Source organism: Nocardia sp. XZ_19_385 (assembly GCF_015355755.1).
Taxonomy (GTDB): Bacteria; Actinomycetota; Actinomycetes; order Mycobacteriales; family Mycobacteriaceae; genus Nocardia.
Map to the genome: position 1 here is coordinate 271685 of NZ_JACVEE010000004.1, position 13807 is coordinate 285491.

Consider the following 13807-nt stretch of genomic DNA (forward strand, 5'->3'; position numbering starts at 1 on the left):
GACGCTCTGCCCAGGGGAGGAGGCCACGGTGCCGGGTTCGGACGATATCGGCAGACTCCAGAAGCTCTTGCGGGCGCTGTACGTGCCCTCGGAGAAGCCCCGGGTGCTGCGGACCATGCTGGGCGGCCGGCGTCGGTTGCCGCGCCCGCTGGTGCTACTCGCCGGTCCCGCGGCGAACAGCGATCTCATGAAGGAGATCCACCAGTGGTTCGGCGAGTCGGGCGGCCGTCGTGCCGTGCCGCGGGCGCGCGCCGAATTGCATCAGCTGGGCGAGGATTCGATCATCCCCGGGCGCAATACGACCGGACCGAACGCCGCCCCGGAGGCCGCCGGCTCCGAGGTGCCCGAGCACTGCCTGCCGATTCTGCAGCGGTTGGTCGAGAGTTTCTCCCGGGACGACACCGCGATGGGTCCGATCGCGTTCCCGCGCTATCGCACCGCGGATTGGCTGACCCGGCAGCGCATTCCCACCGAGGAGACCCAGGCGGCGGTCGAGCTGCGGACCCGGCTGCCCAGGCTGCTGCGGCTGGGTTCCCGCGATTTCGATGGCGGCAATTCCGAAGGCGGCGACTGGATCACGCGGCTGGTGTTCGGCGTCTTCGCGTTGTGGCCGATCCTGCGGCTGTGGATGTGGGTCAGCGGCCGCGTCCCCGGTCTGTCGAAAGAGACGCGCTGGTTCATGCACCAGCGCTACATGGCACCCGAATTGTCGGACAGCTTCCTGGGTTTCGCGACCCGGCTGACCGTGCCGCTGCGCGGCGACGAGAACGCGGACCAGGTCGCGAAGCTGCTGGTGCACGCGTTCCTGGAGGATCTGCGCGACGCGTACACCAAGCGGATCTGGCGGCCTTCGAGCTGGCGCCGCACGGCCTTCCCGGTGGCACTGCTGGATTCCGTCGGCCGCAGCGGCAAGGGCGCCGATCTGCTGCGCCGCATCAACGACATCCGCAACGAGACCGGAATTTTCGATCCGCTGGTGGTCATCGCCGTCCTGGACTACAACCCCCGGGAACTGACGCCCCCCGAGCCGGTCCACACCCTGGCCAGCATCGGTGATCTGCGCAGGGGCGACGAGCTGGAAAGCCTCGCTGACAGAACGGCTTCCGGGTCGGATGCCGATCCGCTGCGGCAGTGGGTGCGCGGCATCGACAACAGCCGGACCAACCGTTCCGCCGACGCCTGGTTCCTGCCGTTGGAGCTACCCGATCCGGTGCAGGGCCGGTTCAGCGATTCGCACCGAACGCATCTGGCCGTGCCGCCCGCGCCACCGCTGGCGGCCCGTAAATGGTTCGTCGCGAGTTGCGTGCTGATCCCGGTAGCGCTGCTGGTCGCGGCCGCGCTGGTGTATGTGCCGCCGCTGCGTGGCGCACCCTGCTCGCATTGGCCGTGGACCTCGGGGATCGCGGTGGCCGAGCGTGCCGGTGAGTGCGTCGGTTACAGCGACAACGACCGGCAACTCTTCGCCGACGACAAGGAACTGGCGGCGATGCAGCACGAAGTGTTCCGGCAGAACAAGATTGCCGCGGGTATCCGTCGCGACAATCCACGCCGGCCGCTGGTTTCGCTGGTCTACTTCGCGGGGATCAGCTACGCGGACAGCAATATTCGCTATCCGCACGCGCAAATGCAGGAGCTGGCCGGATTGGCGGTGCGGCAGCGGCGCGCGATACTCGCACCCGACGAGTCGGAACCGTTGCTGCGCATCATCATCGCCAACGGCGGGTCGGAGATGCGGCACGCGTCCTGGGTGGTCGACACCATGCTGGCCGATCTGGTGCGCAAGGATCCGGGGGTCCTCGGGGTGGTCGGTATGGACCGCAGCACCGCCGAAACTGCCCGCGCCATCGGCAAACTCGGCGATCTCGGGGTGCCCGTCGTCGCGACCACGCTGTCCGCGGACGGCCTGGAAACCAACTCGCCGATGTACTTCCAGGCGGTGCCGAGCAACCGGACCCAGGCTCGGCTCGTAGCGGATTACGTCGAGGGATCACGCTATCCGGACGGCACACCGAAAGCCGGTCAGCGGCGGTACAACCGGGTGCAGGTCTACCACCCGAAGGCCACCGACGACATCTACGTCACCACGCTGGTCGACGACCTGAACGCAGAGCTCGACCGGCGCGGCGTGCCGCGCGACAGCCGGAGCTGGAACGCGCAGCGCGAGCTCTACAGCTTCCCCGCGCCTTGCGAGACACCGGGATTCGATCCGGACACGCTCCTGTTCTTCGCCGGGCGCAACGACGATTTCGCCACCTTCGGCAACGCCGTCACCCGGGGCTGCACGGAACCGCCCGCGATCCTCGGCGCCGACACGGTGACCCGTCTGATCGCCGACCCGAAAGCGATGGCGGCGCTACCGGCGAGCCTCACCGTGCGCTACGTCGCCAAGGCCGTTCCGGTGATTCTCGGCGGCGCGGAATGCGTGCGCGGCAACGGCAACTACGGCGAGGAATCCGGCAGCCTGGACTTCCAGGAGCTGTGCGGCGAATTGGCACGACTCGTCGAGGATCTCGCCGGCTACCCTGACCTGGCGGCCTACCAACCGGCGTGGCCGGGCGACCGCACCGGGCTGGCCTACGACGTCGCCGGGGTCGTTTTACAGGCAGTCCGGACCAATCGCTCCCGCCCGGAGCGCACCGGCGACGGAATCAACCGCGCTGCGATCGCACTGCAATTGCGCGGCGCCGACTACAAGGGCGTCACGGGCGTGCTGCACTTTTCCACCAGCCGAGTCGCCGACGGGTCGACCATCGGCGTCCTGGTCGCGACCGGCGTCCGGAAAGCCGGTCAGCCGCAACAGTGCCTGCTGATGTACCCGCCAGGCGCCGTCGCGGGTCGCGGACCAGACGGTTGCCCGAAAGGCACCAAGAGCACCATCGAGACTTGGACACCGCCCACACGATGAGCGACTACTCAACCCCACCAGGGTTCGGGCCGGTGGCGCTCCCAGTGCAGTTCCGATTCCAGTTGCGCCGCAACCGAAATCAGCAGCGGTTCGGTGTTCGCGGTGCCCATGAGCTGGGCGCCGACCGGCAGACCGGCTTCGGTGAACCCGGCCGGGACGTTCACGCTCGGCCAGCCGAGGACGTTCCAGGGCCAGGTGTAGGGGCAGGCGGCGGTGATGAGGTTGTTGGTGGCGTTGAAGCCGATTCCGTCGATGTCCTCCGCGCGCGGCGGGGGAGTGGCGGTGGTCGGCGCGAGCACCAGGTCGTAGTCGTCGAAGAAGCCACCGATTCGCTTGTGCAGCAACGGTTCCGCCTGCCGGGCTGCGAACAGCGCCGGCCCGTCCAGTACCCGGCCGAGCAGCACGTTGGTGCGGGTGCGGGGATCGACCGCGGCGCCGGGCATTTGGCCGTACCGCGCGCGAATGCCACTCATCGAGCGCGGCAGGAAGGACGCGCCGATCATCAGGCCGTAGTGCAGGTCGGCGATGGTGACCGAGTGGCCGAGCTTGCGCAGGGTCGCGGCCAGCCGGCGGGTGGCGGACTCGACTTCGGGGTCGAGCGCGGTCTTGGTGGCGGTGAACGGGATTCGCAGTGACAACGCGATGCGCAGGCGGCCCGGATCGCGGCCGACGGCGTCGACGGCGCTGATCGGTTCGGGAGTGTGCCGGTCACCGGCGTGCGGGCCCGCGGCCACGTCGAGCAGCAGCGCGGCGTCGGCGACGGTGCGCGCGAGCGGGCCGTTCACAGTGAGGCCATGGAACGCTTCGGCTTCCGGCCAGGTGGAGATCCGGCCGCGCTGCGGTTTGATGCCGACCAGGTTGGTCCACGCGGCGGGAATGCGGACCGAGCCCGCGCCGTCGGAACCCAGTGCGGCCGGGACCAATCCGGCGGCGACGGCGGCGGCGGAGCCGCCCGAGGAGCCGCCGGGGGTGTGCTCGGCCGCCCACGGGTTGCGGGTGTGGCCGAAGGCCGCGCCGCTGGTGAACGGCAGCTGACCGAGTTCGCAGGTGTTGGTCTTGCCGACGATCACCGCGCCCGCCGCGCGTAGTCGGCGCACCGATTCGGCATCCTCGATCTTCGGCTCGAACTCGCCGCCGCAGCCGAAAGCTGTTGGCTCACCGGCGATATCGGTGTCGTCCTTGACGGCGATCGGGACCCCGAGCAGCGGTAGTCGTTCACCCGCGGCGAGGCGTTTGTCCGCTGCGGCGGCTTCGGCGAGGGCGCGTTCGCGGCGCACGAGACGGAAGGCGTTGAGTCCGGGCTGGCTGGCGTCGATCCGGTCCAGCGCGGCGGTGACGGCGGCGGTGGAGCTCAGCGCGCCGTGCGAGAGGGCGGCCGCGGTGTCGGCCAGTCCCAGGTCGGTGGGCTCGGGGGCCCGGTCGGGGACCGCCGAGAGTCGGCGGCGGCTCGGCGCTGTCATGTGAGCTCCCTCTCTTTGTCCCGATGATACTGAACGGTAACCCCCCTTCTGGTCAACCGTCCACCTTGACGGCGACCGCTTTTCTATAGACATACATCCCGTATGTATGTTTACAATCACCTACGCGACAGCGGAATTGGGAAGAGGGGAACGATCATGGGAATCAGCACCGAGCTCGGCCACAGCACGGAAATCGCCCTGCCCGGCGGGCGCATCCGCTACCACGAAACCGGGGAGGGGCCCCCGGTCGTCTTCGTGCACGGTGTGCTGGTCAATGCCGACCTCTGGCGCAAGTTGGTGCCCGGGATCGCCGCGGCGGGCTATCGCTGCATCACTCCGGACTGGCCGCTCGGCGCGCACTCGATTCCGGTCCCCGGCCTGGATCTCACCCCGACCGGCGTCGCCGATCTGATCGCGACCTTCCTGGAGCAACTCGGCCTCACCGATGTCACCCTGGTCGCCAACGACACCGGCGGTGCGCTCACGCAGATCCTGCTGACCAGGCGTCCGGAGCGCATCGGCCGCGTGGTGCTCACCTCCTGCGACGCCTACGACAATTTCCTGCCGCCGCCGTTCACGCTGCTGCCGCGGCTGGCCCGCATCCCCGGATGCATTCGGCCCGCCACGGAACTCGCACGCATCCGGGCGCTGCACCGCCTGCCGCTGATCTTCGGCGCGGTGACCAAGCGTCCCGTCCCGCCCGAGATCGCGGACTCCTATCTCCTGCCCAGCCGCAACTCCGGTGCGATTCGGAAAGACCTGCGGCTCTTCCTGAAAGGGATCGATCGCCGCTATACCGAGGAGGCCGCCACTCATTTCGGCGAGGTGCGCCAGCCGGTGCTGCTGGCCTGGGCGCGTGAAGACAAGCTCTTCCCGCCCGCCGACGCCGAGCGTCTGGCCGCCGACCTGCCCAACGCGACGGTGACCTACATCGACGACTCCTACGCTTTCCTCTCCGAAGACCAGCCCGAGTTGCTCACCGAACGGATCCTGGAGTTCACTCGGCTGCATGCCACGTCGTAGCCAGGAGGACCGCTCCCGCACCACCAAAGCCGCGCTCGAACAAGCAGGCCGCCGCCTGTTCGGCGAGCGCGGCTTCGCGGGCACCTCGGCCGAGCAACTCGTCGCCGAGGCCGGCGTCACCCGTGGCGCCCTGCACCACCATTACGGCGACAAACGCGGCCTCTTCGTCGCGGTGCTCGAACAGTTGGAGGTGGGCAACATGGCGGAGATCGAGAATGCCATCGCCGCCTCCGGCACCGACGACCTGCTCGCCGCAATGGCCATCGGCCTCAACACCTTCCTGGAGATCTGCCAGCGCCCGGAGATGATCCGGATCGCCCTCTACGACGCCCCGGCCGTCCTCGGCTGGCAGGCCTTTCGCGAACTCGAGATCCGCCACGGCCTCGGCATGACCATGCGCCAACTCGAAGCCGCCCGGGAAGCGGGGCTGATCCCCGACATCCCCATCCACACCGTGGCCCATCTACTGCTGGCCGCGATCACCGAAGCGGGCCACATTGTCGCCCACGCGGCGGACAAGGACGCTGCCCGTCTGGAAGCCCAGCAGTCCCTGATGCTGCTCGTCGGCGGTTTGCTGCTGCCGCAGTAGTCGCGCGGCGTGAACGTAGTTATATCGCTGTGGTTTCGGCGTAGCCGACAGCAATTCGACTACGCCGTCGCGCGGCTACTGTGGCGGAATGTCTGAGCCTTACTTCGGCGGCGAGGCCGTCGCGTTTTTGACCGGGTTGACCGCGTTGCGGCGAGCCAATGGGGTGCCGTTGGAGGAGGCGTTCGCGCAAGCCGAGACCGAGTGGCGGGCACTGGTTTCCGCGAAGGCGAGCACCTCTATGGGTCGCGGTGAACTACTGGCGTTCCTTCATAAGCTCGACGGATAGCGCGAAGGGCTTGAAACGGCCAAGGGGCCACCATCTCTGGGATGGTGGCCCCTTGGCGGGCTTATCAGGCGGGTACCGGATCCGACTTCGGGGAGGAGGCCGGTTCGGCGGGTGTTGCTCCTCGGGACTTCAGGAAGCCGAGGGCGAGCAGGGTCAGGGCAAGCGCTGCCCAGATCACTAGGACCACAAGCGGTTTCGTGGCGCCCGCGTTGTCGAAGAAGGCGACGGAGCGGAGCAGGTTGGCGGCGGCGCCGGGTGGGAGGAGCTGGCCGATGGCGCCCCAGGGCTGGGGGAGCATCTCCGGGGCGGAGGTGGCGGCGGAGAAGGGGTTGCCGATCAGCAGCATGGTGAGAGCACCGAGGCCGATGCCGGGTTGGCCGATCACCGTGGCGAGGCCGGCGAGAGTGCCCGCGACCGCGAAGGAGACGAGCCCGGCTACCGCGGCGAGCGCCAGGTAGGGGCCGGGGACGATGGACATCCAGCCCTGGATGATCAGCATGCTCAGCAGGCCACCGGCGATGCCGAAGGTGACCAGTCCGACCAGGCGGCCGGTGACCGTCGAGACCAAGAGGCTGAGCAAGACACCTCCGGCGATGCCGGACATCACCAGGGGGAGCACCATGGCGCCGTAGGCACCGCCGCGCGGGTCGTCCGGGTCGGCGGCGACCACGTCTTCGACCGCGGCGGCGGCCGGGGCGCCGGACAGCTGCTGTGCCATAGCCGAGAGCTGCTGGGCGACAGCGGGACTCGCGCCGGAAGCGATCAAGACGCGGGGTGCGCCACCGCCGGTGAGGATGGCGCCGTAGACCTCGCGGTCCTTGATCGCCTGGCGAGCGGCCGCCTCGTCGGCGGGGCTGGTGATCTCGAAACCGCCTGGGCTGAACTGGTTCAGCTTCTCGGTGACCATGGGGGCCTGCGGCCCGGTGACGGCCAGCGGCAGGTCGCGGGGCGCCATATTCGCTGCGGGCCAAGCGAATGCGATCAACATGAGGGCTTGGATGAGGGCTGCGCCGAAGCCGAGGGCGATGGCCCGCTGGAGGGTGTTCATGGGGTTCTCCCGTAAATCGAATGTTCGTTCTCTTTCGATGGGGATATCGTCGCGCGGCCCAATCACCTTGTCAAGAACGAATATTCGTTTTAGTTTGGACACATGCCCCGAGTCAGCGAAGAACATCTGGAACGTCGCCGCCAGCAAATTTTGAGCGCCGCCCGCACCTGCTTTGTCCGCAAAGGGTTCCACGAGACCTCGATGCAGGATGTATTCGCTGAATCCGGGCTGTCAGCCGGTGCGGTCTACCGGTACTTCAAGTCCAAGAACGACATCATCGCGGCGCTGGCAAACCATACGGCAGTTCCGTTGCGGGCCTTGATGGCCGAGCAGATCCACCTCGATCCGCTGCCCACTCCGGCGGAGGTGCTCGGGGCGGTCGCCCAGCATGTGGTCGAGAACGGTGGTCCGGGCGGGACAGTCCGGCTCGCGCCACAAGCCTGGGCGCTGGCGCTGGTCGACCCCGATGCCGGCCGCTACGTCAAAGAGGCCATGAGCGGATTGCGCGGCTGCTGGGTGGAATACGCCGTGCGGATGCGTGATGCGGGCTGGCTCCCCGGCGATGCCGACCCCGATGCGGTGGCGGCGGTGATCCTCGGGCTCCTCCCAGGTTTCATCCTGCAGCACCTGATCATCGGCGACGTCTCACCGGAAACCTTGGCCAAAGGTGTGCGTACGTTGATGCCCTACGGTGAGCCCACCGTCCCCTGAAACGCCGAGATCAGGGGAGAACCAAGCCCTGGCGGGCGCGGCCCGCGCCGGAGAGGACCAGCAGGAGCATGGTCGCAAGCGCTTGGTCGTCGAGGCCCGCGGCCGGGAAGGTGTAGCGGAGCATCACGTCGGCCAGCTTCTCGTGGCTGATCAGGGTGACCGAGCCGAACTGTAAAGCGTTGTTGCGCTCGGCAACTCGCTTGTGCAGCTGCGGCTTCAGTGGACGATCCCAGGCCAGTACGCAGGTGAGGGTGAGCACGTCTAGGCCGGGCGCGAGGTTGACAGCGCGCAGCGAGCACAGTGCGCCCTCGTATTCGAACCCGAGCGAGCCCTCCGGGTCGACGCGCACGTCCACGTCGTAGAGCGACAGGCACGCCCCCGCCCGGGCCTGAAGTTCCTCGTCGGAAGTAGCTGGTGCGTCCATCTCGGTGCTTTCCTGTCGCGAGTCGCCGTCAGGCTTCACTTGGTGCCGCCGAAGCGCCGGTCGCGCTTAGCGTACTCGAGGCAGGCATCCCACAGGTTGCGCCGGTCGAAGTCGGGGAACAGCGTGGACTGATAGACGAACTCCGCGTACGCCGACTGCCAGATCAGGAAGTTCGAGCTGCGGAACTCACCGGACGGACGCAGGAACAGATCCACATCCGGCATATCCGGTTCGTCCAGGTACTTGGCCACGGTCGCCTCGGTGACCCGCTCCGGGTCGAGCTCGCCCGCCGCCACCCGCCGCGCGATTTCCCGTGCCGCATCGGCGATTTCGGCGCGCCCACCGTAGTTGACGCACATGGTCAGCGTCATCACGGTGTTGTCCTTGGTCAGCTCCTCGGCGACCTCGAGTTCCTTGATCACGCTGCGCCACAGCCGCGGCCGCCGCCCGGCCCAGCGCACCCGCACGCCCATCTCGTTCATCTCGTCACGACGACGGCGGATCACGTCGCGGTTGAAGCCCATGAGGAAGCGCACCTCGTCGGGGCTGCGGCGCCAGTTCTCGGTGGAGAACGCGTACGCCGACAGCCACTTCACACCGATCTCGATACAACCCTCGACGGCGTCCATGAGCACCGCTTCGCCGCGCTCATGCCCGGCCGTGCGGGGCAGTCCGCGCTCCTGCGCCCAGCGGCCGTTGCCGTCCATCACCAGCGCGACGTGGTTGGGTACCAGTTCCGCGGGAATTTCCGGCGGCGTCGCCCCGGACGGGTGCGGCGACGGCGGGCGGACAGTGCGCTGACCGGTCGAGCGCGCAGTGGTCGTTGCGGAGTCACGGCGGAGGATCACGGCGTCCATCCTGCCTGATGGTTGTGGAGACGCTGCGCGGCGATCAGGCGGAGAAGGTGGAGCGCTCGATCAGGGGGAGGGTGCGGAGTTGGCGTTCGAGGTGCCACTGCAGGTGCGCGGCCACCAAACCGCTGGCCTGCCGGCGCACGCCCTCGGGCACGGACTCGACGTCCTGCCATTCGCCTTTGAGCAGCGCGACCAGCATGTCGAGCACCCCTTGCTGCGGGGTGGCCGAGCCGGGCGGGCGGCAGTGCACGCAGACGGCGCCACCGGCGGCGACGTGGAACGCACGATGCGGACCCGGTGTCGCGCACTTGGCGCATTCGTCGAGCGCGGGCGCCCAACCGGCGAAACCCATGGCGCGCAACAGGTATGCGTCGAGGATCAGTTCGTGCGGACGCTGTTTGGCGGCGATCGCACGCAGGGCGCTCGCGGTCAGCGCGTGCAACCGTGGCGCGGGCGCGCGTTCCTCACCGGCCAGCCGTTCGGCGGTTTCCAGGACAGCGCAGGCGGTGGTGTAGCGGCCGTAGTCGTCGACGATGTCGGAGGCGAAGGCCTCCATGGTGTGCACCTGCGTGACGACGTCCAGGGTCCGCCCCGGATGTAGCTGCACATCGACATACGCGAACGGCTCCAGCCGCGCTCCGAATCGGGACTTGGTGCGCCGCACCCCCTTGGCCACTGCCCGCACCAGCCCGTGCTGGCGGGTCAGCAAGGTGACGATTCGGTCGGCCTCGCCCAGCTTGTGCTGGCGGACCACCACCGCCTCATCCCGGTACAAACGCACGCCGTCATCCTCCCACGGCCACCCGACACCGCGGCGCTGGACGCGGCGCTAGGCCGGTGGGTTGACGCTCGCGCCCCGCCCCGCCTTGGAGCAGGTGCGGCAGGTGCCGAAGATCTCCAGGGTGTGGCTGACTTCGGTGAAGCCGTGGTCGCCGGCGATCGCGTCGGCCCAGGCCTCCACGGTCGGGCCCTCCACCTCGACGGTGTGCCCGCAGTGGCGGCAGACCAGGTGATGGTGATGTCCGGTGGAGCACTGGCGGTAGACCGACTCGCCCGAGTCGGTGCGCAGCACGTCCACGAGTCCGGCGTCGGCCAGCGACTGCAACGTGCGATAGACCGTGGTCAGCCCGATGCCCTCACCGCGTTTACGCAGTTCGTCGTGCAATTCCTGTGCGGAGCGGAACTCCTCGATGTCCCCGAGCAGCGCGGAGATCGCGCTGCGTTGCCGGGTGCTGCGGATGCCGACCGACTTAGGCGCATCCTGCTGCGTCTTCTCAGGCACGGATCACCCTTCCTCGGCATGCGCGACGGCATCGACCACGATATGCGCGAGGTGATCGTCGACCAATTCGTAGAGCACCTCGCGGCCCGACCGTTCGCCGTGGACGACGCCGGCGGACTTCAGGATGCGCAGGTGCTGACTCACCAGCGGCTGGGTCACCCCGAGCGCGTCGACGAGTTCGTGCACACAGCGCGGCGATTCCCGCAGCTGCAGCACGATGGCGATGCGGACCGGTGCGGCCAGGGCGCGCAGCAGTTCGCCCGCGTCCTCCAGCACGGCTCGGGAGGGGACCGGCGCGGGGCCGGGGGAGCGGTACGGGTTGTGCGTGTGGGTGGCGGTCTCGGCGGCCATAGGGATCTTCTCCTTAATGGAAAGCATTCCCATTTTGCGTATGCAAAGGTGCGCATGTCAAATGTGACGCGCCGACGACGGAAACTTGGACCGCAAGCGGCGTGCGGTGGAAAACCAGTTGGCCGCTGCCGATAGTCTGAAGGGGATCGCTAAGTGGTGGCCTATCGCCACAACAATCCGAACTCGCAGTGGATGGAGAATTCTCGCGTGGCACCCAAGTCGAAGGTGGACACCGTTGCCAACCTCGCCAAGCGCCGGGGTCTGGTGTACCCGTGCGGTGAGATCTACGGAGGCACCAAGTCGGCATGGGACTACGGTCCGCTCGGTGTCGAGCTCAAGGAGAACATCAAGAAGCAGTGGTGGCGCACCATGGTCACCAGCCGCGACGATGTGGTGGGCCTCGACTCGTCGGTGATCCTGCCGCGCCAGGTCTGGGAGGCCTCCGGCCACGTCGCCACCTTCTCCGATCCGCTGGTCGAATCGCTGCACACACACAAGCGGTATCGCGCCGATCACCTGATCGAGGCCTACGAGGAGAAGCACGGCCACCCGCCGGCCAACGGCCTGGCCGACATCAAGGACCCGGAGACCGGCCAGCCCGGCTCCTGGACCGAGCCCCGCAACTTCTCCGGCCTGCTCAAGACCTACCTCGGCCCGGTCGACGACGAAGAGGGCCTGCATTACCTGCGCCCGGAAACCGCGCAGGGCATCTTCGTCAACTTCAAGAACGTGAAGGAAACCGCGCGCAAGAAGCCGCCGTTCGGCATCGCGCAGATCGGCAAGAGCTTCCGCAACGAGATCACCCCGGGCAACTTCATCTTCCGCACGCGCGAGTTCGAGCAGATGGAGATGGAGTTCTTCGTCAAGCCGGGTGAAGACGCGGAGTGGCACAAGTACTGGATCGATACCCGGATGGCCTGGTACACCGACCTCGGCATCGACCCGGAGAACCTGCGCCTGTTCGAGCACCCGAAGGAAAAGCTGTCGCACTACTCGGCCGGCACCACCGACATCGAGTACCGCTTCCGCTTCCAGGGCAGCGAGTGGGGCGAGCTGGAAGGCATCGCCAACCGCACCGATTACGACCTGAAGACGCACTCCGAGCACTCCGGCACCGACCTGAGCTACTCCGACGCCAACACCGGTGAGAAGTACACGCCGTACGTCATCGAACCGGCGGCCGGTCTGACCCGTTCGCTGATGGCGTTCCTGGTCGACGCCTACACCGTCGATCAGGCGCCGAATGCCAAGGGCGGCATGGAGGAGCGGATCAGCCTGCGCCTGGATCGCCGCCTCGCGCCGGTCAAGGCCGCGGTGCTCCCGCTGTCGCGCAACGCGGATCTGACGCCGAAGGCGAAAGATCTTGCCGCGCAACTGCGTAAGCACTGGAACGTGGAGTTCGACGATGCCGGCGCGATCGGCCGCCGCTACCGTCGCCAGGACGAGATCGGCACGCCGTTCTGCATCACCGTCGACTTCGACACCCTCGAGGATCAGGCGGTCACCATCCGCGAGCGGGATTCGATGCAGCAGGAGCGCATCGCGCTGGACAAGGTCGAGGGCTACCTCGCCCAGCACCTGATCGGCGCCTGACCTACCGAACTCGAAGCGACCCATGGCCTTCCGGGCTGTGGGTCGTTTCGCGTCAGCTGTGCTTCTTGGGCGGTGTCCCGGTGATGATGCCGATTCCGGTGGGGATCAGCAGCGCGATGCCCCACGGCACCGCCAGCCAGAACGGCCAGAAGTACCCGGCGCCGGTGGCCGCCCAGATCACCAGCATCAGCAGGTTGACCGCGGCCCACGGGATCCACATGATGACGACCCACTGCGGTATCCGCCGCGGCGTCTCCAGCTGACCGGGCTTGCCGCGCTCGGCGGGCAGGTCGGACACCAGCGGGGCCAGCTCGCCGTAGGTCTTCGAGGCATAGGCCTGCTGCAGCCGGTCGTCGTATTCGTGCAGCGACAACCGGCCCTTGTCCATCGCGTTGCGCAACTGGTCCGCGATCTGCTGGCGGTCCGCATCGGAGGCGCGCAGCTCTTCCTTGCCCACGTCAGCCAGCTTAGGTCGGCGGACGAGCGCGAGCCAGGAAACTACCGGATTCGTCTCAGTGGCAGTGGGTTTCGGCGGCGTCGTAGCTGTCGTGGTGTTTTGCCTCGCCGACATGCTTCAGCCGCCCGAGCGGGGTGAGGTCGAGAAAGTTGTGGGTGTTGATGAGGAGGTCGCCGCCGCGGGCGTACTGCGAATAGGTGTGGAACACGGTGCCGTCGTCGTCGCGCCAGAACACGCTGGTGCCGGGCTGCTCCCCGTCGATGAACCAGTTCTCGCCCTTGGCTTCCAGTTCCGCCTTGGTCCGGTAGTTGTATTCGATCGGTGCGACGGATTCGTCCTGGGTGACGTGGAAGTCGTAGTTGAACGCGCTGCCGAAGGAGGAGAACATGGGGAACGTCCAGCCCATGCGGTCGCGGTACTTGTTCAGATTCTCCCACGGTCCGCGCGACACCGCCGCGAACGAGGTCTCCTGGGCGTGCAGATGCGCGAGGTGGCCCACGTTGTCCAGCAGCATCGCGCAGCTCGGGCAGCCCGCGTCCAGATCCCAGCGCCACATCATGTGATAGATGATCAGCTGTCTACGACCGTCGAACAGGTCCGCCAGCGCGACTTTGCCTGCGGTGCCTTCGAATTCGTAGTTCTTCTCGACCGGCACCATCGGCAGTTCGCGACGCTTGGCCGAGAGCGCGTCGAGCCGGTGCGTGAGTTCCTTTTCCTCGGTCAGCAATTGCTTGCGTGCTGCCAGCCATTCGTCGTGGGATGCCACAGCCGGACGAGTCATGATGTCTCCTACCTTCGGTCAGAGGGGTCCAGGTATGTAGACC

General features: G+C 67.7%; 15 protein-coding genes. 6 read left to right on the plus strand and 9 right to left on the minus strand.

The window, feature by feature from the left end:
* Positions 1-28: 28 nt before the first annotated feature.
* Positions 29-2905 carry an ABC transporter substrate-binding protein gene (locus IBX22_RS30145; RefSeq protein ID WP_194819148.1) on the plus strand — a complete coding sequence of 959 codons (2877 nt, stop codon included), beginning with the start codon at positions 29-31 and terminating at the stop codon, positions 2903-2905.
* 8 nt (positions 2906-2913) lie between these two features.
* Here IBX22_RS30145 and IBX22_RS30150 read toward each other — a convergent pair whose 3' ends face one another.
* Positions 2914-4365: an amidase gene (locus IBX22_RS30150; RefSeq protein WP_194819149.1), complete on the minus strand. Its 1452-nt coding sequence runs from the start codon at positions 4363-4365 to the stop codon at positions 2914-2916.
* A gap of 156 nt (positions 4366-4521) precedes the next feature.
* On the opposite strand from IBX22_RS30150, the gene IBX22_RS30155 reads away from it, so the two are divergent.
* The 3 genes from IBX22_RS30155 to IBX22_RS30165 all read left to right on the plus strand — a co-directional run bounded on the left by IBX22_RS30155 (position 4522) and on the right by IBX22_RS30165 (position 6263).
* Positions 4522-5388, plus strand: coding sequence for an alpha/beta fold hydrolase (locus IBX22_RS30155; protein WP_194819150.1), 867 nt, complete (start codon positions 4522-4524; stop codon positions 5386-5388).
* Positions 5375-5977, plus strand: a complete 603-nt coding sequence (locus IBX22_RS30160; RefSeq protein ID WP_194819151.1) for a TetR/AcrR family transcriptional regulator — start codon at positions 5375-5377, stop codon at positions 5975-5977. Before IBX22_RS30155 ends, IBX22_RS30160 begins: the two co-directional genes overlap by 14 nt.
* A gap of 88 nt (positions 5978-6065) precedes the next feature.
* Positions 6066-6263: a hypothetical protein gene (locus IBX22_RS30165; protein WP_194819152.1), complete on the plus strand. Its 198-nt coding sequence runs from the start codon at positions 6066-6068 to the stop codon at positions 6261-6263.
* 64 nt (positions 6264-6327) lie between these two features.
* Here the strand turns inward: IBX22_RS30165 and IBX22_RS30170 are convergent, their stop codons facing one another.
* Complete coding sequence (locus tag IBX22_RS30170) at positions 6328-7311, minus strand: hypothetical protein (protein ID WP_194819153.1); 984 nt, start codon at positions 7309-7311, stop codon at positions 6328-6330.
* A 102-nt stretch (positions 7312-7413) separates the two neighbouring features.
* Between IBX22_RS30170 and IBX22_RS30175 the strand changes: the two genes are divergently transcribed.
* The gene (locus tag IBX22_RS30175) at positions 7414-8022 is read left to right on the plus strand and encodes a TetR/AcrR family transcriptional regulator (protein ID WP_194819154.1); all 609 of its coding nucleotides are present in this window, start codon (positions 7414-7416) and stop codon (positions 8020-8022) included.
* A 10-nt stretch (positions 8023-8032) separates the two neighbouring features.
* Here the strand turns inward: IBX22_RS30175 and IBX22_RS30180 are convergent, their stop codons facing one another.
* Genes IBX22_RS30180 through IBX22_RS30200 form a run of 5 tightly spaced genes read right to left on the minus strand, consistent with a single transcriptional unit; the run spans position 8033 to position 10933 of the window.
* The gene (locus IBX22_RS30180) at positions 8033-8446 is read right to left on the minus strand and encodes a YbjN domain-containing protein (RefSeq protein WP_194819155.1); all 414 of its coding nucleotides are present in this window, start codon (positions 8444-8446) and stop codon (positions 8033-8035) included.
* Positions 8447-8481: 35 nt separating this feature from the next.
* Positions 8482-9303: an isoprenyl transferase gene (locus IBX22_RS30185; RefSeq protein ID WP_194819156.1), complete on the minus strand. Its 822-nt coding sequence runs from the start codon at positions 9301-9303 to the stop codon at positions 8482-8484.
* A gap of 34 nt (positions 9304-9337) precedes the next feature.
* Positions 9338-10081 (minus strand): DNA repair protein RecO, encoded by a 744-nt coding sequence (gene recO / locus IBX22_RS30190; protein ID WP_194819157.1) that lies wholly within the window; start codon positions 10079-10081, stop codon positions 9338-9340.
* Positions 10082-10129: 48 nt separating this feature from the next.
* A complete protein-coding gene (locus IBX22_RS30195) occupies positions 10130-10582 on the minus strand; it encodes a Fur family transcriptional regulator (protein ID WP_194819158.1) in 453 nt (150 codons plus the stop codon).
* A 3-nt stretch (positions 10583-10585) separates the two neighbouring features.
* On the minus strand, positions 10586-10933 hold the full coding sequence (locus IBX22_RS30200) for a helix-turn-helix transcriptional regulator (RefSeq protein ID WP_194819159.1): 348 nt from the start codon (positions 10931-10933) through the stop codon (positions 10586-10588).
* 192 nt (positions 10934-11125) lie between these two features.
* Between IBX22_RS30200 and IBX22_RS30205 the strand changes: the two genes are divergently transcribed.
* On the plus strand, positions 11126-12526 hold the full coding sequence (locus IBX22_RS30205; RefSeq protein ID WP_194819516.1) for a glycine--tRNA ligase: 1401 nt from the start codon (positions 11126-11128) through the stop codon (positions 12524-12526).
* Positions 12527-12578: 52 nt separating this feature from the next.
* On the opposite strand, the gene IBX22_RS30210 is transcribed toward IBX22_RS30205, so the two are convergent.
* On the minus strand, positions 12579-12983 hold the full coding sequence (locus IBX22_RS30210; RefSeq protein ID WP_309234849.1) for a DUF1707 domain-containing protein: 405 nt from the start codon (positions 12981-12983) through the stop codon (positions 12579-12581).
* A 55-nt stretch (positions 12984-13038) separates the two neighbouring features.
* Positions 13039-13764, minus strand: coding sequence for a DUF899 domain-containing protein (locus IBX22_RS30215; protein ID WP_194819161.1), 726 nt, complete (start codon positions 13762-13764; stop codon positions 13039-13041).
* Positions 13765-13807 lie beyond the last annotated feature (43 nt).

What these genes read in the sequence shown, in the direction of transcription:
- IBX22_RS30185 (WP_194819156.1), bottom strand. Translation starts at nt 9,303, where the DNA reads ATGGACGCCGTGATCCTCCGCCGTGACTCCGCAACGACCACTGCGCGC.
- IBX22_RS30160 (WP_194819151.1), top strand. Translation starts at nt 5,375, where the DNA reads ATGCCACGTCGTAGCCAGGAGGACCGCTCCCGCACCACCAAAGCCGCG.
- IBX22_RS30215 (WP_194819161.1), bottom strand. Translation starts at nt 13,764, where the DNA reads ATGACTCGTCCGGCTGTGGCATCCCACGACGAATGGCTGGCAGCACGC.
- IBX22_RS30180 (WP_194819155.1), bottom strand. Translation starts at nt 8,446, where the DNA reads ATGGACGCACCAGCTACTTCCGACGAGGAACTTCAGGCCCGGGCGGGG.
- IBX22_RS30170 (WP_194819153.1), bottom strand. Translation starts at nt 7,311, where the DNA reads ATGAACACCCTCCAGCGGGCCATCGCCCTCGGCTTCGGCGCAGCCCTC.
- IBX22_RS30165 (WP_194819152.1), top strand. Translation starts at nt 6,066, where the DNA reads ATGTCTGAGCCTTACTTCGGCGGCGAGGCCGTCGCGTTTTTGACCGGG.
- IBX22_RS30175 (WP_194819154.1), top strand. Translation starts at nt 7,414, where the DNA reads ATGCCCCGAGTCAGCGAAGAACATCTGGAACGTCGCCGCCAGCAAATT.
- IBX22_RS30200 (WP_194819159.1), bottom strand. Translation starts at nt 10,933, where the DNA reads ATGGCCGCCGAGACCGCCACCCACACGCACAACCCGTACCGCTCCCCC.
- IBX22_RS30155 (WP_194819150.1), top strand. Translation starts at nt 4,522, where the DNA reads ATGGGAATCAGCACCGAGCTCGGCCACAGCACGGAAATCGCCCTGCCC.
- IBX22_RS30150 (WP_194819149.1), bottom strand. Translation starts at nt 4,365, where the DNA reads ATGACAGCGCCGAGCCGCCGCCGACTCTCGGCGGTCCCCGACCGGGCC.
- IBX22_RS30205 (WP_194819516.1), top strand. Translation starts at nt 11,126, where the DNA reads ATGGAGAATTCTCGCGTGGCACCCAAGTCGAAGGTGGACACCGTTGCC.